This window comes from Variovorax sp. W1I1 (assembly GCF_030815625.1).
GTDB lineage: Bacteria > Pseudomonadota > Gammaproteobacteria > Burkholderiales > Burkholderiaceae_C > Variovorax > Variovorax paradoxus_C.
On sequence record NZ_JAUSWZ010000001.1, the window covers coordinates 2,967,728 to 2,989,525 of the forward strand.

Sequence of the window (21,798 nt, forward strand, 5' to 3'; positions counted from 1 at the left end):
TCACGGAGGGGCCTGGTTCGAGTTCTTCGAATCCGGCGAGGTCCACAGCCGCGCTCGGCCTTGGGGCATCTGCTGCGGCTGCGAGGGCGTGATGCCCGGAATGCCACCACCGGCGGTTCCGGGCCCCGTACGACCACCGCCCCAATCGGCCCGCGGAGGACGCCCGGCAGGATAGCCAGGCCTCACCGCGGGATAGCTCGGACGCACGGCCGGATAGCCGGGGCGGCCGTAGTACGGACGGCGGTCGTAGTAGCGGCCGCGCTCGTAATAGCCCCCGCCTTGGATGTAAACCGGCGCCGGCGAAACGACCACGGGCGAGGGATCGGAGTAGTACGGCTCGGAATAACCGCCGGAGTAGCCACCCGAGTAGTACGGATCGCCGGGAACCGCAACGCAGCCCGTCAGCAGCGCAACGCCACCGAGGGCAATGCTGGCACCAAGAACGCGAATTTTTTGCATGAGGGGCTCCTTGTTGGCCTTCAGTTGTCTTTCAACGCCAGGTTGTAGACCCTGTTGACTGCGCTCTGATGAAGCTGCGTAACGGCGGGTAAAGAGGCCCGCCCGCCGCGCCTCACCTCATTCCGTGACGCCGTTCTCGAGAATCTCCAGCATACGCGCCTCGTCGATCACCGCCACCCCGATTTCCCGGGCCTTGTCGAGCTTGCTGCCGGCTTCTTCGCCGGCCACGAGGTAATGGGTCTTCTTGCTGACGGAGCCGGCGACCTTGGCCCCGGCTGCCTCCAATTTATCCTTCGCCTCGTCGCGGCCCAGCGTAGGAAGGGTGCCGGTGATCACGAAGGTCAGGCCCGCCAAAGGCTTGGGCGCGCGAGCCGCAGGCTCGCCCTCTTCCCAGGCCAGCCCGCAGGCGCGCAGTTGCTCGACGACCTCGCGGTTGTGCGGCTGGTCGAAGAAGGTGCGCAGGCTCTGCGCCACCACCGGGCCCACGTCGTTGACCTCGAGCAGCTGCTCTTCGGTCGCGTCCATGATCGCGTCGAGCTTGCCGAAATGCTTGGCCAGGTCCTTCGCCGTGCTTTCGCCCACGTGCCGGATACCCAGCCCGAACAGGAAGCGCGGCAGCGTGGTTTTCTTGGACGCTTCGAGTGCGTCGACCAAGTTCTTGGCCGACTTCTCGGCCATGCGGTCCAGCCCCGCGAGCGTGGTGAAGCCGAGCTTGTAGAGATCGGGCAAGGTGCGGATGAGGTTGGCGTCCACCAGTTGCTCGACCAGCTTGTCGCCCAGCCCGTCGACATCGACCGCGCGCCGCGCCGCGAAGTGCAGGATGGCCTCCTTGCGCTGCGCCGCGCAGAACAGCCCGCCGGTGCAGCGGTAGTCGACTTCTTCCTCTTCGCGCACGGCTTCCGAGCCGCACACGGGGCACTGGTGCGGCATGGTGAAGACCGGGCCACGTTCGCCCTCTGGCTTGGCCAGGCTCTCGGGCACCACGCCGACTACCTCGGGAATCACGTCTCCGGCACGCCGCACGATGACCGTGTCACCTACGCGCACGTCCTTGCGGCGGGCCTCGTCCTCGTTGTGCAGCGTGGCGTTGGTCACGGTCACTCCGCCGACGAACACCGGCGCGAGCTTGGCCACCGGCGTGAGCTTGCCGGTGCGACCGACTTGGATCTCGATGCCCAGCACCTCGGTCAGTTGCTCCTGCGCCGGGTACTTGTGGGCCACGGCCCAGCGCGGCTCGCGCGAGACGAAGCCCAGCTGCCGTTGCAGCTCGACGCTGTCGACCTTGTAGACCACGCCATCGATGTCATAGGGCAAGGCATCACGCTGGCGGCCGATGTTTTCATGGAACGCGATCAGCTCGATGGCACCGGTCGCCCGCGCGGTCTGCGTGGCCACTGGAAAACCCCAGGCATGGAACTGCTGCAGCCAGTCGAACTGGGTCGGGCAATCGGGGCCGCCTTCGCTGGCCGGCGTGACTTCGCCAAGGCCGTACGCAAAGAAGCTCAGCGGCCGCGCCGCAGCAATCGCCGGGTCGAGTTGCCGCACCGCACCGGCCGCCGCATTGCGCGGATTCACGAACACCTTCTCGTTCTTCTGGCCGGCCGCGATCTTCTCGCGCTGGCGTTCGTTGAGCGCGTCGAAATCGGCACGCTTCATGTAGACCTCGCCGCGCACTTCGACCACAGGCGGCGCTTTGCCGCTGAGCCGCAGCGGAATCTCGCGCACTGTGCGGATGTTCTGCGTGACGTCTTCGCCGACCTCGCCGTCGCCGCGCGTCGCGGCCTGCACCAGCACGCCGTCTTCGTAGCGCAGGTTCATGGCGAGGCCGTCGAACTTGAGCTCGCACACATATGACACCTGCGGCCCGTCCTCGGCCAAGCCCAACTCCTTCCGCACACGCGCATCGAAGGCACTGGCACCGCCCGGCGTGATGTCGGTCTCGGTACGGATCGACAGCATCGGCACCTTGTGGCGCACCTTGGTGAAACCGTCGAGCACCTTGCCGCCCACGCGCTGCGTCGGCGAATCCGTCGTGCGCAGCTCGGGAAATTCAGTCTCCAGCGCCTGCAGGCGCTGGAACAGCTTGTCGTACTCGGCGTCGGGCAACTCGGGCGCGTCGAGCACGTAATAGAGGTGGGCGTGCTTGTGAAGCTGTTCGCTCAGTGCGGCGGCTTCGCGTGCCGCTTCGTCGCGCGTCGTCATGTGGGTGTCTCCCGAAGGTCGGAGTTAGCTGAAGAGGCGCCGTGCGAGCGGTGAACCCGCCGCGAGATCACGCGCATCGAGCGTGTCGTAGAGCTGCTCGAGGTCGTTGCCGATGACGTCCATCGTCTCGTCGCGCAGCAACTGACCGTCGCTGTCGGTCACCACGCCGTCCATCTCGCGCGCGAGCGTGGCGGCGGCTTCACGCATGCGGCGGAACGGCTCTTCGGCGCGATCGACCTGCGGCACGTCCAGGCTCAGGCTGAGTTCGCGGATGGCCGATTGCGCCGGATCGTCGGCCAGCGCTGCTTGCGTATCGAAGGCCAGTCCGAGGATCGGCGGCAAGCCGGCTTCACCGGTCGGCAGCACCATGCGCCCCGGGATGATGCCTGTCACGAAACCAAGCCGCGCGGCGTTCTGCTGCACGTAGCCCGGGCTCCAGGCCGCGTGCAGCGCACGCAGCACGAAGCCGAGCTGGGCGTCGTGCGCGCTCGCGAACTGGTCGAGCTCGCGGGCCCGCGCCACCTCGTCGAGCATCTCGGGAAATTCGGGCGAGCCGTTGACCGCATCGGCGAAAGCCTGTGCCTTGACCACGAATTCGGAGTATTCGATCTCGTTGAGCGCGCCCGTGCGGTTGGCCAGTTGCACGCCGACCTGGAACGCGCTGTAGCGCTGCCCGGCCACGGGCGGCTCCCATTGGCCGGTGTGCTCGTTGAGGCCTTCGATCGCGACCGGCTTGCTCCCCGCACGCCGCGTCGGCGGCATGGCCGCGATGGCGGCGTCGCCCGAAGCGAGTCCGTCCAGCGACACCGGCGCGATCACGTCGATCAGCGGATCGAGCCCGCCGCGCCGCTCGCCGGTGGCGACCGGAACGCCGCTGGGCGCCGGCAGGTCGGGATCGAACAGCGGCTCGTGACGGTCTTGCGCCGATATCTGCTTCGGATCGACATGCAGCATCGGCTCCACGCCGTCGCCCGACGACATCGAGCGCTCCACATCGGCCAGCGCGGTATCCACCGCATCGGGCTGGCGCGGCGCATTGCGGCGCGACATGAAGGTTTCGTAGCCGACGACGGCCGCGAGAACGAGGCCTCCAAGAATGGAGAGAGCGAGAGTGAGATTGCTCATGCGCGCCGCCAGCTCAAGCGGCCTCGACCATGGAGGCCGCGGCCTCCATGTCCACCGCCACGATGCGCGAAACGCCCTGCTCCTGCATCGTGACGCCGATCAACTGCTCGGCCATTTCCATGGCGATCTTGTTGTGGCTGATGAAGAGGAACTGGGTTTCGCGGCTCATGGCGGTCACGAGTTTGGCATAGCGCTCGGTGTTGGCGTCGTCCAGCGGCGCGTCCACTTCGTCCAGCAGGCAGAACGGCGCCGGGTTGAGCTGAAAGATGGCGAACACCAACGCAATCGCCGTGAGCGCCTTCTCGCCGCCCGAGAGCAGGTGGATGGTCTGGTTCTTCTTGCCGGGCGGCTGCGCGAGCACCTGCACGCCGGCGTCGAGGATTTCGTCGCCCGTCATCACCAGCCGCGCATTGCCGCCGCCGAAGAGCTCGGGGAACATGCGGCTGAAGTGCTCGTTGACGATCTTGAAGGTGCCGCCGAGCAGGTCGCGCGTTTCGGCGTCGATCTTGCGGATCGCGTCTTCGAGCGTGCCGATGGCTTCGTTCAGGTCGGCCGACTGGGCATCGAGGAAGGTCTTGCGCTCGCTGGCAATCGCGAGTTCGTCAAGAGCGGCGAGGTTCACCGCGCCGAGTGCGACCACTTCGCGGTTGAGGCGGTCGATTTCGCTCTGAAGTCCGGTCAGGCGCACCTTGTCGGTCTCGATGGATTGCGAAATGGCTTCGAGATCGGCGCCGGCATCTTCCAGCAACTGCTGGTATTGCTCGACGCCCAGGCGCGCGGCCTGCTCCTTCAACTGGAATTCGGTGATGCGCTGGCGCAGCGGATCGAGCTCGCGCTCCAGTTGCAGGCGGCGCTCGTCGCTGGCGCGCAGCTTGAGCGTGAGGTCGTCGTACTGGCTGCGCGCCGCGCCGAGCGAGGTTTCGCGTTCGAGCTTGAGCGACAGCGCGTCCTGCAGGCCGGCCTGTGCGGCAGCGTCGGAGAGCCGGCTTAGCTCGGCGCGGGCGCGCTCGTCTTCATCGGTGAGCGCCACGACCTGCTGCGAGGCGGTCTCGATCGCACGATTTAGTTCGGCACGACGGGCTTCGAGCGTGCGCTGCGAGAAGGTGGCCTCTTGCGCCTGGCGCTCCAGGCTGCGGTGCTGCTCGCGGCTGGCATTCAGCGCACGGCCGGCTTCGATCACGAGCTCGTCGAGTTGCGCATGGCGTTCCTGGCTGTCGGCCAGTTGCATGTCGAGCTCTTCGAAGCGGCCTTCGGCGGCGATGCGCTTCTCTTGCAGTTCTTCAAGCTGCGCATCGACTTCGCCGAGGTCGGAAGCCAGCTGCTGGCTGCGCGCACGCGTCTGCTCGGCGAGCTGGGTCATGCGCAGGGTTTCGACCTGCAGTTCGTGGGCGCGCGACTGGGTGTCGGCGGCTTCGCGGCGTGCGGTCACGAGGCGTTGCGCTGCGTCGCCGTACGCGGCTTCGGCGCGAATCAGCGCGGTGCGCGCCTCTTCGTTGATGAGGGTCTGAGCGCGGAGCTGGCGCTCCAGGTTTTCCATTTCCTGCTGGCGGGCCAGGAGGCCGGCCTGCTCGGAATCGGGTGCGTAGAAGTTGACGCTGTGCGACGACACGGCATGGCCGCTCTGCACGTAGATGACTTCACCCGGCTGCAGCGTGGCGCGCTGCGCCAGCGCTTCTTCGAAGCTGGCGGCGGTGTAGCAGCCGTGGAGCCAGTCGTTCAGCAAGGCTTGCTGGCCGGCATCGTTCAGGCGCAGCAGGCTCGACAGCCGCGGCAGCGCGGCAGCGCCCTGCGGTGCTCCGGCCGACGGCGGGCTGTAGAACGCAAGCTTGGCCGGCGGCGCGTCGTTGCCGAAGGCGCGGACCATGTCGAGCCGGCTGACTTCGAGCGCACCCAGGCGCTCGCGCAATGCGGCTTCGAGCGCGCTTTCCCAGCCCTGCTCGATGTGAATGCGGCTCCACAGGCCCTGCAGGCCGTCGAGCCCATGCTTGGCGAGCCAGGGGGCCAGCTTGCCGTCGGTCTTGACCTTTTCCTGCAGCGCACGGAGCGCCTCGAGCCGCGCCGAGAACTCGGCGTGGCGCGCGCCTTCGGTGTTGACGGCCTGCTGCTTCGCGCGGCGGTCGTCGTCCAGTTGCGGCACGGCTTCCTGCAGCTCGTGCAGGCGGGCCTCGGCTTCGCTCGCGGTTTCCTGCGCGGCGGCGAGTTGCTCCTGCATGTCGAGCAGACGCGCCTCGTCGGGCGCGGCCAGCGCGTTCTGATCGGCGCGCAGGCGCTCGCTGCGCAGCGTGAGCTGTCGGCTCTGGTCTTCGATGTTGCGCTGGTCGGCGGCCAGCACCTGGATCTGCTGCTGCACCTGCGACACGGTCGTGCGCTGGCTGTTGGCTTCGTTCTGGGCGCGCTGCACGGCTTCTTCGAGCTCGGGCATGCGCGCGTCGTGTTCTTCGAGCTGGGCGGCCAGCAGGATCGCCTGCTCTTCGGCATCGACACCCCCTCCCGGCCAGCGTCTCAATTTCGGTCTCCGCCTCTTCGCGGCGCGTGCCCCACTGGCCCATCTGCTCGCGCAGCTGCAGGAGCCGCTGCTCGACGCGCTGGCGGCCTTCGACCACGAAGCGGATCTCGCCTTCGAGCCGGCCGACTTCGGCGCTGGCCTCGTAGAGCTTGCCCTGCGCCTGATTGACCTGGTCGCCGGCCGCGTAGTGGGCTTGGCGCACGGTCTCGAGTTCGGCTTCGATGTGGCGCAGATCAGCGGTGCGCGATTCGAGGTCGTTGATCGCCCGCTCCGAATCGGCCTTGATCTTGGCCTGGTCGGCATCGCTCTCGCTGCGCTTCAAGAACCACAGCTGGTGCTGCTTCTTCGTGGCTTCGCCCTGCAGCGTGTTATAGCGCGCGGCCACCTCGGCCTGCTTCTCGAGCTTCTCGAGGTTGGCATTGAGTTCGCGCAGGATGTCTTCGACGCGCGTCAAGTTCTCGCGCGTGTCGCCCAGGCGGTTTTCGGTCTCGCGGCGACGCTCCTTGTACTTGGAGACGCCGGCTGCTTCCTCGAGGAACAGGCGCAGTTCCTCGGGCTTGGATTCGATGATCCGGCTGATCGTGCCCTGGCCGATGATGGCGTAGGCGCGCGGGCCGAGGCCGGTGCCGAGGAACACGTCCTGCACGTCGCGGCGGCGCACCGGCTGGTTGTTGATGTAGTAGCTGCTGGTGCCGTCGCGCGTGAGCACGCGCCGCACCGCGATTTCGCCGAACTGGTTCCACTGGCCGCCGGCGCGGTGGTCGGCGTTGTCGAACACCAGCTCGACGCTCGAGCGGCTGGCCTGCTTGCGGGTGGTCGTGCCGTTGAAGATCACGTCCTGCATCGACTCGCCGCGCAGTTCGGAGGCGCGCGATTCGCCGAGCACCCAGCGCACCGCATCCATGATGTTCGACTTGCCGCAACCGTTGGGCCCGACCACGCCGACCAGTTGGCCCGGCAGCAGGAAGTTGGTGGGTTCGGCGAACGACTTGAAGCCCGAAAGCTTGATGGAATTAAGACGCACGACTTGTCGGCCTGCCTTGGCGTTAACGCCAAGGTATTGATTTGTAAGGAAAATTGCACGGGCTCGCTGCTCGAAGCGAGCCGCCGCCCCAGCCGTGGATGATAACGTCAGGGCATGAGTGTTTCTCCGGTTTTACCCCTTGCGGCGCGGCGCACCTGCCTCTTGGCAGGCGCCGCGTCCTTGCTCGGCCTGGCGGGCTGTTCTTCGTTTCGGTCGACCGACCGCGCCGAGCCCTATGCCAATCAGGAATGGTTGCAGTCCGGCGCCAACCGCATCGCGAACCTCTCGCTGCGCGACAACCTGCAGTCGATCCGGCGCGTGCAGACCACGCTCTACCGGCGCAACCCGCGGGAGTGGCGCAAGTCGGCCGCGAGCATCGACGAAGCCATCCAGCGCACCTGGGACGCCATCCTCAAAGGCCCCGATCTGCCCGAGCTGCGCGGCGCCAACGGCATCGAGGCAATCCGTCTGGCTTTCGAGACCGGGCCGCAGTCCTACCAAGGCGATCGCGTCGCCGCGCTGGTGGTCGGCTGGGCCGCGATGCTCAAGCAGGCCAACGGCGGCACCTGGGAGCAGACCATGATCGACGGCGTCGACGCCGAGAACAGCTACCGGGCCGCGCGCAATTTCGAGATCTCGCTCTGGCTGATCTCCTCCAAGACCGGTCCCGACGGCCAGCCGCTGCTGCTGGCGACCGAGATCAGCGAGCGCGGCCGCAACCTCGTGGCCGACCGCGAGCTGTCGAAAGTGGTGGCCCGGCTCGACCTGCTGGCCGCGCAGGCCGACGAGAAGTACCGCCGCGCGGCACTCGATTTCGGCCAGAACTGGGTGATGGGCGTGGTCATGCCTTTGTTCACCCTGGTGCCCAAATAAGCTGGATAGCCGCGACACCGTCCAGGAAATATATTTCCCAAAATGGAGTTTCCGGTAATATCTTTCCGTGAACAGACAAGAGCTCATCAACACCCTGGTCGCACGGCGCGATGCGTCGGGCCTCTCGACCGCCGAGATCGCGCTGCGCTCCGGGCTCACCGAGCGCTCGGTCCGCAATGCCCTGAGCCTTCAGGGCAATCCGCAAATGTCCTCGTTGCTCGCGCTGGTCGATGCACTCGGGCTGGAACTGCAACTCGCGCCCAAGGGTTTCGGCGAAACCACAGGCACCGATCCCGGCTATCGCCCTGTCGCCACCCGCGTGGGCCACGCGGTCGCGCAGGCGCCGGCCCCGCCGCCATACACCACCAACAACAAGCGACGCTCGCCATGAACGTCAAGATCCTGGAGATCTCGCTCGGCACACGGCGTTTCGGCAAGCTTTTCCAGTACGCCGACCTGTGCCGCTTCGTGGCGGAGCCCGAACTGATCGCCGCGCCACCGCAGGAGGTGCTCTCCCTCTCGATGGTGGCGAGCGACCCCGCCACGCAAGCCGCCCTCTGGGCCGACGTGAAGAACCCGCTCTTCAATGCCCAGGGCGGGCAGCTCCCGCGCTTCTTCCAGAACCTGCTGCCCGAGGGCGTGCTGCGCAGCCACATCGCGCAGTTGCGTGGCTGCCGCGAAAACGACCACTTCGAACTGCTCGCGGCCTGCGGCGGCGACCTGCCCGGCGCGGTGAGCGCCAAGCCGGTGTCGGTGGACCGCGGCACGCTGCAGCGGCTCATCACCCAGGACCAGGACGCGCTCGAGATGTCCGTGGTCGAACTGCCGATGCCGCAGGGCATCTCGGTATCGGGCGTGCAGCCCAAGCTGGGCCTGCGACGCCAGGGCGGGCGCTACGTGGCGCGCACGCGGGCCGGTGCGAGCACGCGCGTGATCGCCAAGCTGCCGGTGGCGGGCCGGCCGCACATGCCGCAGCTCGAAATGCTCTCGCTGCAGATGGCGGGCGCCGCGGGTGTCACGGTATGCGAGGCCAAACTGGCACCGCTCTCGGCCATCAAGGCCGAGCACAGCTACGCACTGCCCGACGAGCCCGACTTCCTCGCCGTGACGCGCTTCGACCGCGACGGCGCGCGCCGCATCCACTTCGAGGACTTCGCGCAGGTGCTCGCAGTCGACCCGATGCACAAGTACAGCGCGAGCTACCTCGACATGGCGCTCGCCATGCAGGCGTTCCCGTCGCTGGGCGAAGACGCGGTGCTCGAACTCGTGCGGCGCCTCGCGGTGAACGACCTGCTCGGCAACCCCGATGCCCACCTGAAGAACTTCGGCGTGCTGTACGCCGACGGCATCGCGCCACGGCTGGCGCCGGCCTACGACATCGTCGCGTACGCAGCGATCCAGGGCGTCGACGGCCATGCCCTGCCGCTGCTACCGAATGCAGGCGCCACGCCCAAACGCACTGCCCTCTTCACGCCCGCCAATGTGCGCGCCTTCTGCTTCTCGACCGGCCTGCACGAACCGCTGGTGCGCCGCGTGGTCACTGACACGGCACGGCTCGCACGCAGTCTCTGGCCCGAAATGATCGACGCCTCGACGCTCCCCGCGCCGTGGAAAAAACGGCTGCAGCAACGCTTGCAGGCACACCCCTTGCTGCAAGGCATGGCCAAGCGCGGCAAATAAACAAACAGAAAAACACGCCCCCTAGAATGATTCAGCCCTTCACCCCTCAACCCATTCGAGGCAGCAGCAACTCATGAGCTCCATCAATTTCATCGGCGGCGAAAAAGGCGGTGTCGGCAAGTCGGTCACGGCGCGCGTCCTGGCCCAGTACTTCATCGACCGCAGCCGCCCTTTCACCGGCTTCGACACCGACCGTTCGCACAGCTCGTTCACCCGCTTCTACGAAGGCTTCGCCTCGCCCGTCGTGGTCGACAGCTACGAAGGACTCGACACGGTCGTGAACGGCTTCGAAACCAACCCGAAGCAAAGCGTGATCGTCGACTTGGCCGCCCAGACGCTGGCCCCGCTGTCGCGCTGGATCAAGGAGTCGGACCTGTTCGACGTGTTCGCCGAGATCGGCGTCACGGTCAATTTCTGGCACGTGCTCGACGACGGCAAGGACTCCACCGACCTGCTCGGCACGCTGATCGACACCTTCGGCAACCGGCCCAACTACATCGTGGTGCAGAACTACGGCCGCGGCAGCGATTTCGGGATGCTGCTCGCCTCGCAGTCGCTCTCCAAGGCGAATGCGAACGGTGCGCGGGTCATTGCGTTGCCGCGCTTGCACGAAGCCAGCATGCGCAAGATCGATGCACAGAACACGAGCTTCTGGAAGGCCGTGAACGACCGCGAAGGCGCGCATGCCTTGGGACTGCTGGAACGCCAGCGCGTGAAGTCGTGGCTGGCTACAGCCTACGCGGCGTTCGACACGCTGCCGCTGTAAAGCCCAGCCGCAGGCCTCAGATCATCCCGCCGTTGATCGAGATCACCTGCCCGGTGATGTAGGCCGCTTCGTCGCTGGCCAGGAACGAGGCCAGCGCCGCAACTTCCTGCGGCGTTCCCGCCCGTTTCACCGGCACCATCTGGTTGATGACCGCGGGATCGAACACCGCATCCGCCATCGGCGACGTGATGATCCCCGGCGCGATCGCATTGACCGTCACGCCGCGCGACGCCACCTCGAGCGACAGCGCCTTGGTCGCGCTGTTGAGCGCGCCCTTGGCCGCGGCGTAGTTCACCTGCCCCCGGTTGCCCGTGATCGCGGACACCGACGAGATGTTCAGGATGCGCCCCCAGCGCGTGCGCATCATCGGCAGCAGCAACGGCTGCGTCACGCGGAAGAAGCCGTTGAGGGACACGTCGATCACCTTGTGCCACTGATCGGCGCGCATGCCCGGCAGCACCGCATCGTCGTGCACGCCGGCGTTGTTGACGAGGATCTGGACCGGCCCACCTTCCAGGATGCGCGCGCATGCCGCCGCCGAGGCTTCATCGCTGCGCAGGTCGAACACATGGCATTCCGCCTTGCCGCCCGCCGCCGTGATCGACGCCGCCAGTTGCTCGACCGCCTCCGGCCGCGAGTTGGCATGCAGCAGCACTGTTGCGCCGTCCCGCGCAAAACGTTCGGCCATGGCCGCGCCGAGTGCGCCGCTGGCGCCCGTGATCAGCGCGCGTTTTCCTTCGAGACTCATGCTGCAGTGCTTTCTTGTGTTGCGAGTGGCGTGTTCAGGACCACCACGGCCCGCCCCTCGGCGAGCGTGCGGCCGTCGTCGGCGCTGACCGCGAATTCATAGAGAACCTGCCGCTCGTCGCCCGACAGACGCCGGGCCTGCACATGCAGTTCGCCCTCGACGTCGTCGAGCCGCGCGACGGCCAATCGCACATTGCGTGCACTCGCCAGAAAACCAGCCGACGGCGCGCTGCCTTCCACGGCGAGCAATCCGCCATGAAGGGCCATGGCCTGCGCCGCATATTCGATGGCGTTCGGCGCGAGCAATCCTCCGGTCGTGCGCAGCGGGTTGTCCAGCAAACGGTGTGTGGTCGTGCTGCAGCGGATCACCTCAGCATCCCACCCGTCGAGCCGCTCCAGCAGGCACATGCTGCCGCTGTGCGGAATGCGCGCGGCGATGCCCGCGCGGTCGAGCGTCTGCGGTGCCGTCAAGCAGCGGCCTCCAGATCGGCCACCAGCAGCACGTTGGCGAACGGCGTGCCTTCGCTCATCGGAATGCTCTGCACGCGGAAACCCAGGCGCTGCAGCAGCGCCGTCCATTCGGCGAGCGGACGGCCCCAGGTCGGCGAGACCTTGTGGCCGCGGATGCGCGTCACCGTGCGATCGACCCACTGGCTGATCGCGAAACCGCGGCGGCTCGACGCGTCGCCCACGCGCAGCAGCAGCCGCGCCTTCGGGTTGCCGCCGCGCCGGAGCGCATCGCGCACACGCGTCAGCACGCCCTCTTGCGCCGCGAGGTCCACGTAATGCAGCACGTCGAGGATCACGACGAGGTCGCAATCGGGCAAGGCGGCCGAGCACATGTCGGCGCACACCAGGCGCGGCGTCGGCTGCAGATGGCCGACAGATGCCTCGGCGCGCGCCACGTCCTTGGGCATCAGTTCGATACCGGTGTAGTCTGCGGCGGCCGGCGTGGCCGGCCATGAAGCAGGCCAGCGTCCTTGCTGCTGCATCGCGCTCATCGAGGCAAGCAGGCTCACGAAGAGGCCCTGACCGCAGCCGATGTCGACCACGCGCCGATGCTGCGCGTCGATCAGCCCGCGTTCGAGCAGGCCACGGAACACCGGGTCGCGCCCCAGCTTCCCGCGTGCGAACTGCCAGGCGAAGGTGCCGCCCTTCTTGTAGGGAACGGTCGCGGCTTCGTGCAACTCGCGCCATGCGTTGTCGGTCGACAGCGACGACATCACGGCACTCACAGCTTCATCCCTTCAGGCAGGGTCACGGCGCGCAATCCATCGGCGCGCAGGCGTTCGAGCAACAAGGGCAATACCTCCAGCAAAACGGGTTTTCCTTCGGCGGTGCGCGCGGCGTTGCCGTCGTGCAGCAACAGGATGTCGCGGGCCTGCAGGTTGCGGGCGAGGCGCGCCATCACCTTGGCGGGGTCGCCTTCGCGCGTGTCGAAACCGCGCCGCGTCCAGCTCACGAGCGAAAGGCCCAGGCGGTGCAGCACGGGTTCGAGAAAGGGATTCCGCAGCCCGGCGGGCGCGCGGAAACAGGTCGGGCGCTGGCCGGTGACCTCGGTCAGGATGTCCTGCGCCCGTGCGATCTCGCTCGCGAAGCCACGCGGTCCGAGGAACGAGAAGTTGTGCCGGTGCTGCGCCGTGTGGTTCTGGATGCTGTGGCCGCGCGCCACGATCTCGCGCGCCAGTTCCGGATGCGCCAGCACACGCTCGGCGATGCAGAAGAAGGTGGCGCGCTGGCCGTGCGCGTCCAGCAGGTCGAGCACGCGCGGTGTGACTTCGGGCTCGGGCCCGTCGTCGATGGTGATCGCCACTTCGCGCCGGGCCGCCGCCGCTTCGGGCAGCCGCGTGACGTTGGGCCCCAGCAGGTTGCTGCGCGGCGTGAGGCCGGCGCCGGTGATCAAGGCGTGGTTGAGCACGATCGCGCCGACTGCCCAGGGCCAGGCGCCCGGCACCAGCACGCCCGCGCCGATGGCGGCCACATGCAAGGCCGCGCTGGCGCGCATGGCCGGCGGCCAGGGCCAGGATTCGGAAGCGGTGACGGCTGCGGAAGACATGGCGGCGGATTTTCCCATCAGGTACGCCGCACGGACGGCGCCACACGCCGGGCAAACGCCGCCGACAGCAGCAGCGCCAGCAACGCCCCCGGGGCCACCACGCGACCGATCGACGACAGTGCCGGGATATCCGATATCGCGATCAAGCCAAATGAAACCACCGTCGTGAGGTTCGCCAGCATCAGCGAGGCCAGCGTGTCTTCATCCGCCCGCCCTGTCGTGCGCAGCTGGTCGAAGAACAGCGCGTAGTTCGAACCCACCGCCACGATCAGCAGCAGCCCCACCAAATGGAGGATGCCGAGCGCAGCCTGCGCCAGCGCCATGCCGCCGAGCGTGAGCATCACCGCGAACACCAGCGGCTGGCACACGGCCAGAAGGCGGCGCCACGACCGCAGGTAGATGCCCAGAAGCACCACGACCGCCAGCGCGCCGAGCAGCACCTGCACGAAGGCTTCGTGCAGATAACGCTGGTAGAGGCTCGCGAGTTCGCGGCCGACATCGACCACCTGCACGTCGGTCGTGCCCGCGAGCGCGGCTTCGAGCCGGCCCTGGTCGAATTTCGTTCCGGGATGCAGCACCAGCAGCGTCGCCCATCCGCCACCCGGGCGCTGGTACATCAGCGTGTTCAGCACCGAGCCGAGCGGCCCGCCAGCCAAGTCAGCGCGCTGCACGGGCGATTGCTTGCGCGCAGCCTCGACGTCGGCCAAGAACGGCCCGAGCCGCGAAGCCGGCAGCGGCAGGCCCTTCGTCGCTTCGGCCAGGCTGGCTTGCAGCGTGGCCGCATCGGGCAGGCTCGCGATGCGCGCACGCTGCGTGGCCGCGCTGGGCAGCACGCGCGTGACGGCCTCGTAGCCGACGAGTTCGCCTGTGTCGACCAGCGCATCGAGCTTCGCCGCCGCCGCTTCGGTGTTCTGCAGCGCCGCCTGGTCGTCATCGCCGTAGGCCACGACCAGCACGCCGCCATCGCTCGCGCCGATGTCGTTGCGCAGCATCTCGTCGAGCTGCTGGGCCGACTTGGGCACCGGACTCATCGCGCCCAGGTCGGCGCGCCAGAGGTGCCCGCCCTGCCACAGCACCAGCCCCAGCGCAGCCACGCCGAGTGCGGCCAGCGGCCAGCGCAGGCGCGGCAGGCCGCGCACCAGCATGCCGGCGAGCTGTGCCATGTACTTGCGCATGCCCATGCCGGTCGCACCGTCGGGTGCGAGCATCGGCAGCACATAGCGCGTGGCCAGCGCGGCGGAGACCAGCCCAGCGATGGAGAACACGCCCAATTGCGCGAGCCCGGGGAAGCCCGAAAACACCAGCGCCGCGAAGCCGCACACCGACGTCAGCAACCCGAGTCGCACGGTGGGCCAGTTCAGGTCGCGCCAGCGCTGCCAGCCGGTGCCGGCCACGTTGGCGCCGCGCGCCTGGATCAGGTAATAGATGGCGTAGTCCACCGTCTCGCCGATCAGCGTGCTGCCGAACCCCAGCGTGAGGCCGTGCACCGAGCCGAACACCAGGCTCACGCTCGCGGTGCCGATCACCACGCCCGTCGCCACCGGCAGGAAGGCGATGAGGAGCGCGCGCGGCGAGGCGAAGGCCAGCAGCAGCAAGACGCCCATCACGATGCCGCCGACGATCGCGAGATGAATGGCTTCGGTCTTGATCTTGTCGCGGCTCATGACCGAGAACACCGGCGGACCGCTCAGCAGCAGCTTGGGCCTGGCCTCGCCCATCTCGCGCGTGGCGGCGTCGAACGCAGCATGCACCTTCGCGATGGCCACGGCCTGGGCGTCGAGGTCGCTGCCGGCGGCGCGCGTGGTGGCGATCATCAGCGCGCGCGGCGCGGTGCGCGACATCCATACGCCGTCTTCGCTGCGCGGCGAGCTCGCCGGCACCAGTTCCATGGCGATGCGCTGGGTCTCGCCGGTCGGATCGCGGTCGAGAAATGGCTTGATCACGTTGCCGGCCGGCGTGCCCAGCATCGACAGCGTCTCGTTGATCGCGTCGCGCAGGCCCTCGGCCGTGAAGTGCCCCGGCACGGCCGCGGGCGAGAGTTGATAGCGGTGCTGGAACACCCAGGTGCCCGCCTCGCTCCAGTCGCCGACGTCGCCGTTCTGGATCAGGTCGAAGAGCTGGCTTTCGCGCATGACCTTCGCCGTGGCACGCGAGGCCGCGGCGCGCTGCTCGGCGCTGCCGCCCTCGATGCCCAGCATCAGCGTGCGCGAGGCGACGCCGCTTTGCAGTTGCTCGATCAGCACGCGCTGGCGCAGGTCCGGGCTCTTGGGCAGGAAGGCCGAGAGATCGGCGCCGATCTGCGTGCGCGCAATGACGACGGCACCGCACAAGAGCACCAGCAGCCACGCGATCAACACGACGGCCCTCTGCCGCCAGCCCGGCGGGCCGCCGGCCTGCGGCGCCGCATTCACGGTGGTCACGGTGTGGTGCGTCCGGCCGCGCCGGACGGGGCCGCGGGCGCGTTCGGCGAGATGGTCATGACCGAGCGATCACCGCCGATGAACTCCATCTCCAGCCCCAGCACGTCGCTCGCGCGGCCGCTGATGCGGATGCTGCGCACCTGCGCGGCCAGGCGGCTGTCCATGGGCGTGAGGTCGAGCGTCCACTTGCCCGGCGCGCCCGTCACCGTGCTTTTGAAATAGCGCTGCAGCGTGGCGCCGTCGCCGCTCAGCGTGCCGCGCATGGCTTCGACCAGGCCGAGCAGCTCGGGCATGCTGTCCAGCGCCAGCGTGCGGTTGCGCCCGCCGCGCGAGAGCGTGAGCGTGTTGCCGTCGACGGCCATGGTCTCGGTGCGCGGCGACAGCGTGCGGCGCACGAGCTTGTCGGGCGCCTCGAAGCTCAGCGTGCCGCTCGCATCGAGCGGGCCTTCCAGGCCGTGCACGAAGCGTTGTTCGGTGAAGCGGGCCTCGCCGCTCTTCTGCTTGGCCAGGAGGCCCATCAGCTCGGGCAGGTCGAACGCCCACGCCGGCGCGGCACAGAAAGCCACCGCCAGCACCAACACCTTGCAAAGCCGGTCAAGCCGCATCTTCGAGCCAGAAATCATGAAAGTTGAACCAGTTGTACGGATAAGCGCGGCACAGCGCCTCCAGGCGTGCGGCGTAGGCCTCGACCGCGGCGCGGATGCGCCGCTCGCGGTCCGCGGCGTCGACAGCCGGCTCGGCAAAGTCGGCCAGCGGATCGAAACGGACATCGTAGCGAGCGCCGCCGCCATAGAGGCCGGCCATGAAGAACACCTTGCGGCGCAGCAACGCTGCCAGGCGGAACGGCCCGTCGTTGAAGGAGGCCGGCTGGCCAAGGAACGGCAGCACGATGCTGTTGCCGCGATGGTGCGAGGGCTGGTCTTCGCTGCCCGGCAGCGTGCGGTCGGCCAGCATGCCGCCCAGGCCGCCGTCGTCGAGCCAGTCGCGCAGCGCGAGCATCGAATTCGGCCGGCCGAGCGCGATCACGTGGGGCCGCATCTCGGGCACCGCGATGTGGTTGAGGATGGCCGTGATGCGCTGTGCGTTGTCGGGGTACATCAGCATCGCGAGGCGCAGGCCCTGTTGCTGCGTGCGGTGCTTGCAGGCCCCCATCACCTCGAAGCTGCCCACGTGCGCACCGAGCAGAAAGGCGCCCCGCCCTTCGGCCGCTTCGGTTTCGAGCGGTTCGTTGCCTTCGATCGTGATCTTGAAAAGATCCATGCGGCCGCGCAGGAAATACACCCGGTCGAGCACCGTCGAGGAGAACGCGTGCAGCAGCCGGTAGCCGTCGATCCAGCCCGCATGCGGGCCGATGGCCCGGAACAAATAGCGCTTGATCTGCCGGCGCGGCGCGGGCGCGAACAACAGGAAGTAAAGACTGATCGGCGGCAGCAGCAGCCGCGTGATGTGGCGCCCGCACACCAGCGCCATGAAGCAGATGAAGCGCAGCGCCAGCATGTTGCTGCGCTCGGGCGCCTGGGTCCAGCCGCCCTTCTGCGTGGTCTGCGCAGACTGGGCAGCCTCGTTGAGGGCGCGCGTTTCGGCGTCGGTGTGCTTCATCACGCGGACTCTTGCACGGCAGTCCAACGGCCGGTGACAGCCACCACGCCGTCGCAGCGCACGTCGAAGCGCACGCCGCGGCCGGCACCGGCTTCCGGTTGCAGTTCGATGGAGAGCGTGCTGCCGGGCCGCACCGGCGCCAGGAACTTGGCCGCAGCGAGCGTAGGACTCACCCCAAGGCGCGCGACCAGCGCCGGCACGCGCTGGATCGCTTCCATGACCTCGGCCAGCACCAGCGCGCCGGGCAGCAGCGGCTGGCCGGGGAAATGGCCGGCGAAAGAAGGATGGTCGACGGGCACGGTGTGGGCGATCTTCACCGGCGTGTCGTCTTCCGCGAGCTGCGCCAGCGCGAATTCGCGCAGCGCCCTGACCGTGAGCTTGCCGGTCCCTTCGCGCGGAAAAGACTTCACCTGCACCACGCGCCGCGGCACGAACACCGGCTCGAGGCGCTGGCGCAGCGCGGCGATGATCTCGCCCGCCGCCAGCGTGGGTGCCACCACGAAGGCCACCGGACGCACCACGCCGTCGGCCACCTCGTCGGGCAGCCAGAACGCGCCGTCGTCGATGCCGGGAATGCTGTTCAGGTGGTAGTTCAGGTGCGCGAGAGAACTGCGCCGGCCCGCCACATGGATCAGGTCATTGGCGCGGCCGAACAGGCGAAAACGCCGGTCGTCCAGGAGCTCGAGCACGTCCGCCATGGGCGTCGGCTCGGGAATGAAGTCGCCCTCGAAGATGAAGCGCTCGGGCCCGTCGCCCTCGCCCGGCTCCGCACGCACGCGGATCTGGCCGAAGTTTTCCCAGATCTCGCTTTCGGTCGTGCGGCGCGTGGCGACCTGGCCCGACTCGGTGCTGCCGTAGATTTCGAGCAGCACCGCGCCCATGGCCTGTTCGGCCTGCAGTGCGAGCTGCGGCGACAGCGGCGCGGTGGCCGAGAGGATCAGGTCCACCGGCGGCAGGTCGATGCCCGACAGCAGCAGTGTCTTCAGATGGAACGGCGTGGTCACCAGCGCGCGCGGGCGCGGCACCGAAGCCAGCGTCTGCGCCACGTCGGCCGGGAAAAAGGGCCGTCCGCTTTCGAACATGGCACCGCCCAGCATCGCGAGCAACACCGACGATTCGAGGCCGTAGCTGTGCTGCACCGGCACGGTCGCAACCAGCGTCAGGCCTTCGAGCGACGGACGGCCGAGGACGCGGCTGAGCCGCTCGACCGCGACGGCCACGTCGCCCACCAGCGTGCGCCAATTCTTGGCATGCGGTTGCGGCGCGCCGGTGGAGCCCGAGGTGAGCAGGCTGGCCGCGTGCATCGCGCCGTCGAATGCGGGCACCGTCGCGTCCGCGTCGCCTTCGAGGCTGGAGCGGTCCTCGATCAGCACGCGCTGCATGCCGGGCGTCTGCTGCTTCGTGTCGTCGGTGAGCGCGAAAAGGCGGGTGCCGTGGCTTTCGACCAGGCGCGCCAGCGTGTCGGGGCGCGCGTCGGGCGGCAGCAAGCTCGCGTGGCCGCGCATCAGCGCGGCACCCAGGCTCACCGCGAAGGCGTAGCGGTCGACGCACAGGTTGACTGCGGGGCCTTCGGCCGGCAGCACCGGCGCGAAGCGAGCCACGTCGGCCAGGAACTGGCGAGTGCTCACGGGCACGCCCGCGCGCCAGGCCAGAGGGGCGTCGGGGTCGCGGTCCGCGAGCAGGGGCAGGAAGGGGTTGTCTGTCGTCACGCGGGCTGCGCCTGTGTCACCGGGGGCCGGCGCCATTGTCGATCGTCGAAGTGCCGTAGAAGGCACGCACCGCATCGACAAGCCGGGTGCGCTCGAACTCGGGATGCAGCCTGTAGCGCACCAGGTGCTCGCCGACGAACAACAGGGCCACCGACACCGGCGACAGCACATTGGCCAGCAGCGACCAGGCCGAGAACGGCATCGTCAGGTAGACCACGATCGACGACACGACCACCACCGCGAAATACACGGTCCAGACCTGTGTGAGATGTGTCGTGTAGGACAGCATGTGCCCCTTGAGCGGATGCACGCGCTGCGCGAATTGCGTGATCAGCGGCAGCCCGCGGCCGCGCAGCGTGGAGCCGAACCAGCCGCAGAGCGCGCCGTTGATGCCGACGTGCTGCAGCACATAGAGACGGTTCGGATCGCCCGCTTCACCCAGGAAGACCAGCGAGAAGCCGCCGATGCCCAATGCCATTGCGGCCGCAAAGCCCCAGCGGCCGAACCAGCTGGCGGCGAAACCCATGGCCGCAAGCCACAGCGGGCCGAGCAACACCACCACCGCCCACGGCTCGGTGGCGTGGAACAAGGTCATCCAGTGGGAAAGGCCGGCATAGGCCACTCCCACCATCAGCAGGAGCGCTATTCGCCATCGTGACATGGGATTCAGGGAGCGGCGCGGTGCTGGGCGACGTGCGTCGCGAGCGTGCGCAGCGACTGGAAGATCTGCTGGTTGCGTTCGTCGTCCGAACGCAGCTGGAAGCCATAGCGCCGCGAGACTTCGAGCGCGACTTCGAGGATGTCGATGGAGTCAAGGCCCAAACCTTCGCCGTACAGCGGCTCGGTGGGAACGATGTCCTCGGGCGCAACCTCGAGATTGAGGGCGTTCACGAGCAGCACGGCGAGTTCTTTTTCGATCGGCGACTGTTCTGACGCATCGCCAGTGGCGGGAATGGGGGGCTGAGCAGTCGATGACAAAAAAACCTCCTGAAAACTTTTTCCTGAACCTATCGTGCGGCCGTGGATTATAGGAGTGCGGCCCAGGGCCTGTTCACCCTGTGCGAGGGCCCTAGACTACCCGCTTCGATACGACCGGAGCCTCTCATGGCAGACCCCCTTCTGATCGCCCGCCACGACAGCATCGAGTGCGCCCTCCTCCCCAGTCTTGCCAACCGCCACGGTCTCATCACCGGTGCCACCGGCACCGGCAAGACAGTCACCCTCCAGACCATCGCCGAGAAGCTCTCCAGCATCGGTGTTCCGGTGTTCATGGCCGACGTCAAGGGCGACCTGACCGGCATCAGCCAGAAAGGCACCATCGGCGACAAGCTGGCCGCCACGCTGAAGGAACGCGGCATCGACGTGCCCGAGCCCTCCGCCTGCCCCGTGACGCTGTGGGACGTGTTCGGCGAACAGGGCCACCCTGTGCGCGCCACCGTCTCCGACATGGGCCCGCTGCTGCTGGGCCGCATGCTCGACGTGAACGAAACCCAGGCCGGCGTGCTGAACCTGGTGTTCAAGATCGCCGACGACAACGGCATGCTGCTGCTCGACCTGAAGGACCTGCGCGCCATGCTGCAGTACGTGGGCGAGAACGCCAGCCAGTTCACCACCCAGTACGGCAACATCAGCGCCGCCAGCGTGGGCGCCATCCAGCGCGGCCTGCTGCAGATCGAAACCCAGGGCGGCGACAAGTTCTTCGGCGAGCCGATGCTCAACATCGCCGATTTCATGCAGACCGTGGGTGGCAAGGGCGTGGTCAACGTGCTGGCGGCCGACAAGCTGATGAATTCGCCGCGCCTGTACGCGACCTTCTTGCTCTGGATGCTGTCGGAACTGTTCGAGCAACTGCCCGAAATCGGCGACCCCGACCAGCCCAAGCTCGCCTTCTTCTTCGACGAGGCGCACCTGCTCTTCAACGAGGCGCCCAAGGCGCTGGTGGAGCGCATCGAACTCGTGGTGCGGCTCGTGCGCTCCAAGGGCGTGGGCGTGTATTTCGTCACCCAGAACCCGCTGGACATTCCCGACGCGGTGCTGGCCCAGCTCGGCAACCGCGTGCAGCATGCGCTGCGCGCCTTCACCCCGCGCGACCAGAAGGCCGTGAAAGGCAGCCGCCAGCACCATGCGCCAGAAGCCCGGCCTCGACATCGAAACCGCCATCACCGAACTCGCTGTCGGCGAGGCGCTCGTGAGCTTCCTCGATGAAAAGGGCCGCCCGAGCGTGACCGAGCGCGTGTTCGTGCTGCCGCCCGGCAGCCAGCTCGGGCCGATCACGCCCGACCAGCGCAAGGCATTGATCGCCAACTCGCTCGTTGCCGGTGTGTACGAGAAGACGGTGGACCGCGAATCGGCCTACGAAAAGCTCAAGGGCCGCGCCGAGTCCGCGCCCGACGCGTCCGCGGCCAAGGGCCCAGCCGGCAAGGCCGGCACCGAGGAAGCGGGCTCCGGCATGGGCGGCATGCTCAACGACATGATCTTCGGCAGCACCGGCCCGCGCGGCGGCAAGCGCGACGGCCTGGTGCAGACCATGGCCAAGTCGGCGGTGCGCACCATGGGCACGTCGGTGGGCAAGGAGATTTTGCGGGGCGTGCTCGGCGGCATCTTCGGCAGCAAGAAGCGCTGAAGCCCGCGG

17 protein-coding genes and 2 pseudogenes are annotated in these 21,798 nt (G+C 68.0%); 5 read left to right on the top strand and 14 right to left on the bottom strand.

All coding sequences use genetic code 11. The annotated features are described in order from the left end of the window. From QFZ83_RS13845 to smc, 4 genes and pseudogenes are all read right to left on the bottom strand, one after another. Positions 1-459, bottom strand: a complete 459-nt coding sequence (locus tag QFZ83_RS13845; protein ID WP_307507308.1) for a hypothetical protein — start codon at positions 457-459, stop codon at positions 1-3. 117 nt (positions 460-576) lie between these two features. After that, positions 577-2,661, bottom strand: coding sequence for an NAD-dependent DNA ligase LigA (gene ligA / locus QFZ83_RS13850; protein ID WP_307507311.1), 2,085 nt, complete (start codon positions 2,659-2,661; stop codon positions 577-579). A gap of 24 nt (positions 2,662-2,685) precedes the next feature. Further along, positions 2,686-3,786 (bottom strand): cell division protein ZipA C-terminal FtsZ-binding domain-containing protein, encoded by a 1,101-nt coding sequence (locus QFZ83_RS13855; protein ID WP_013541638.1) that lies wholly within the window; start codon positions 3,784-3,786, stop codon positions 2,686-2,688. 13 nt (positions 3,787-3,799) lie between these two features. Next, a pseudogene (gene smc, locus QFZ83_RS13860) lies at positions 3,800-7,316 on the bottom strand (chromosome segregation protein SMC). Positions 7,317-7,430: 114 nt separating this feature from the next. Between smc and QFZ83_RS13865 the strand changes: the two are divergent. The 4 genes from QFZ83_RS13865 to QFZ83_RS13880 all read left to right on the top strand — a co-directional run bounded on the left by QFZ83_RS13865 (position 7,431) and on the right by QFZ83_RS13880 (position 10,635). Continuing rightward, positions 7,431-8,189, top strand: a complete 759-nt coding sequence (locus tag QFZ83_RS13865) for a hypothetical protein (RefSeq protein WP_041942926.1) — start codon at positions 7,431-7,433, stop codon at positions 8,187-8,189. A gap of 67 nt (positions 8,190-8,256) precedes the next feature. Further along, on the top strand, positions 8,257-8,580 hold the full coding sequence (locus QFZ83_RS13870; protein ID WP_307507316.1) for a transcriptional regulator: 324 nt from the start codon (positions 8,257-8,259) through the stop codon (positions 8,578-8,580). Next, positions 8,577-9,869: a type II toxin-antitoxin system HipA family toxin gene (locus tag QFZ83_RS13875; RefSeq protein WP_307507318.1), complete on the top strand. Its 1,293-nt coding sequence runs from the start codon at positions 8,577-8,579 to the stop codon at positions 9,867-9,869. Before QFZ83_RS13870 ends, QFZ83_RS13875 begins: the two co-directional genes overlap by 4 nt. 73 nt (positions 9,870-9,942) lie before the next feature. Beyond that, entirely contained in the window at positions 9,943-10,635 is a 693-nt protein-coding gene (locus QFZ83_RS13880) for a mobilization protein (RefSeq protein WP_307507321.1), read from the top strand. 16 nt (positions 10,636-10,651) lie between these two features. Here the strand turns inward: QFZ83_RS13880 and fabG are convergent, their stop codons facing one another. Genes fabG through QFZ83_RS13930 form a run of 10 tightly spaced genes read right to left on the bottom strand, consistent with a single transcriptional unit; the run spans position 10,652 to position 20,144 of the window. Beyond that, positions 10,652-11,383, bottom strand: coding sequence for a 3-oxoacyl-ACP reductase FabG (fabG, locus tag QFZ83_RS13885; RefSeq protein ID WP_307507324.1), 732 nt, complete (start codon positions 11,381-11,383; stop codon positions 10,652-10,654). Continuing rightward, positions 11,380-11,853: a hydroxymyristoyl-ACP dehydratase gene (locus QFZ83_RS13890; protein WP_307507328.1), complete on the bottom strand. Its 474-nt coding sequence runs from the start codon at positions 11,851-11,853 to the stop codon at positions 11,380-11,382. Before QFZ83_RS13890 ends, fabG begins: the two co-directional genes overlap by 4 nt. Beyond that, on the bottom strand, positions 11,850-12,605 hold the full coding sequence (locus QFZ83_RS13895; protein ID WP_013541646.1) for a class I SAM-dependent methyltransferase: 756 nt from the start codon (positions 12,603-12,605) through the stop codon (positions 11,850-11,852). The genes QFZ83_RS13890 and QFZ83_RS13895 overlap by 4 nt, the downstream gene beginning before the upstream one ends. An 8-nt stretch (positions 12,606-12,613) precedes the next feature. Next, on the bottom strand, positions 12,614-13,456 hold the full coding sequence (locus QFZ83_RS13900) for a polysaccharide deacetylase family protein (RefSeq protein WP_307507331.1): 843 nt from the start codon (positions 13,454-13,456) through the stop codon (positions 12,614-12,616). Then, positions 13,456-15,858, bottom strand: coding sequence for an MMPL family transporter (locus QFZ83_RS13905; protein ID WP_307507334.1), 2,403 nt, complete (start codon positions 15,856-15,858; stop codon positions 13,456-13,458). The genes QFZ83_RS13900 and QFZ83_RS13905 overlap by 1 nt, the downstream gene beginning before the upstream one ends. After that, positions 15,855-16,481: a LolA-related protein gene (locus QFZ83_RS13910; protein WP_307507337.1), complete on the bottom strand. Its 627-nt coding sequence runs from the start codon at positions 16,479-16,481 to the stop codon at positions 15,855-15,857. Before QFZ83_RS13910 ends, QFZ83_RS13905 begins: the two co-directional genes overlap by 4 nt. After that, positions 16,453-17,457, bottom strand: a complete 1,005-nt coding sequence (locus tag QFZ83_RS13915; RefSeq protein WP_307507339.1) for an acyl-CoA synthetase — start codon at positions 17,455-17,457, stop codon at positions 16,453-16,455. Before QFZ83_RS13915 ends, QFZ83_RS13910 begins: the two co-directional genes overlap by 29 nt. Beyond that, positions 17,457-19,166: an AMP-binding protein gene (locus QFZ83_RS13920; RefSeq protein WP_307507342.1), complete on the bottom strand. Its 1,710-nt coding sequence runs from the start codon at positions 19,164-19,166 to the stop codon at positions 17,457-17,459. The genes QFZ83_RS13915 and QFZ83_RS13920 overlap by 1 nt, the downstream gene beginning before the upstream one ends. Before the next feature lie 16 nt (positions 19,167-19,182). Further along, the gene (locus QFZ83_RS13925) at positions 19,183-19,827 is read right to left on the bottom strand and encodes a membrane protein (RefSeq protein ID WP_041942929.1); all 645 of its coding nucleotides are present in this window, start codon (positions 19,825-19,827) and stop codon (positions 19,183-19,185) included. Between the two features lie 5 nt (positions 19,828-19,832). Then, the gene (locus tag QFZ83_RS13930) at positions 19,833-20,144 is read right to left on the bottom strand and encodes a phosphopantetheine-binding protein (RefSeq protein ID WP_013541653.1); all 312 of its coding nucleotides are present in this window, start codon (positions 20,142-20,144) and stop codon (positions 19,833-19,835) included. Positions 20,145-20,270: 126 nt separating this feature from the next. Here QFZ83_RS13930 and QFZ83_RS13935 point away from each other — a divergent pair. Next, positions 20,271-21,789: pseudogene (locus tag QFZ83_RS13935) on the top strand (helicase HerA-like C-terminal domain-containing protein). The last annotated feature ends 9 nt before the right edge of the window (positions 21,790-21,798 follow it).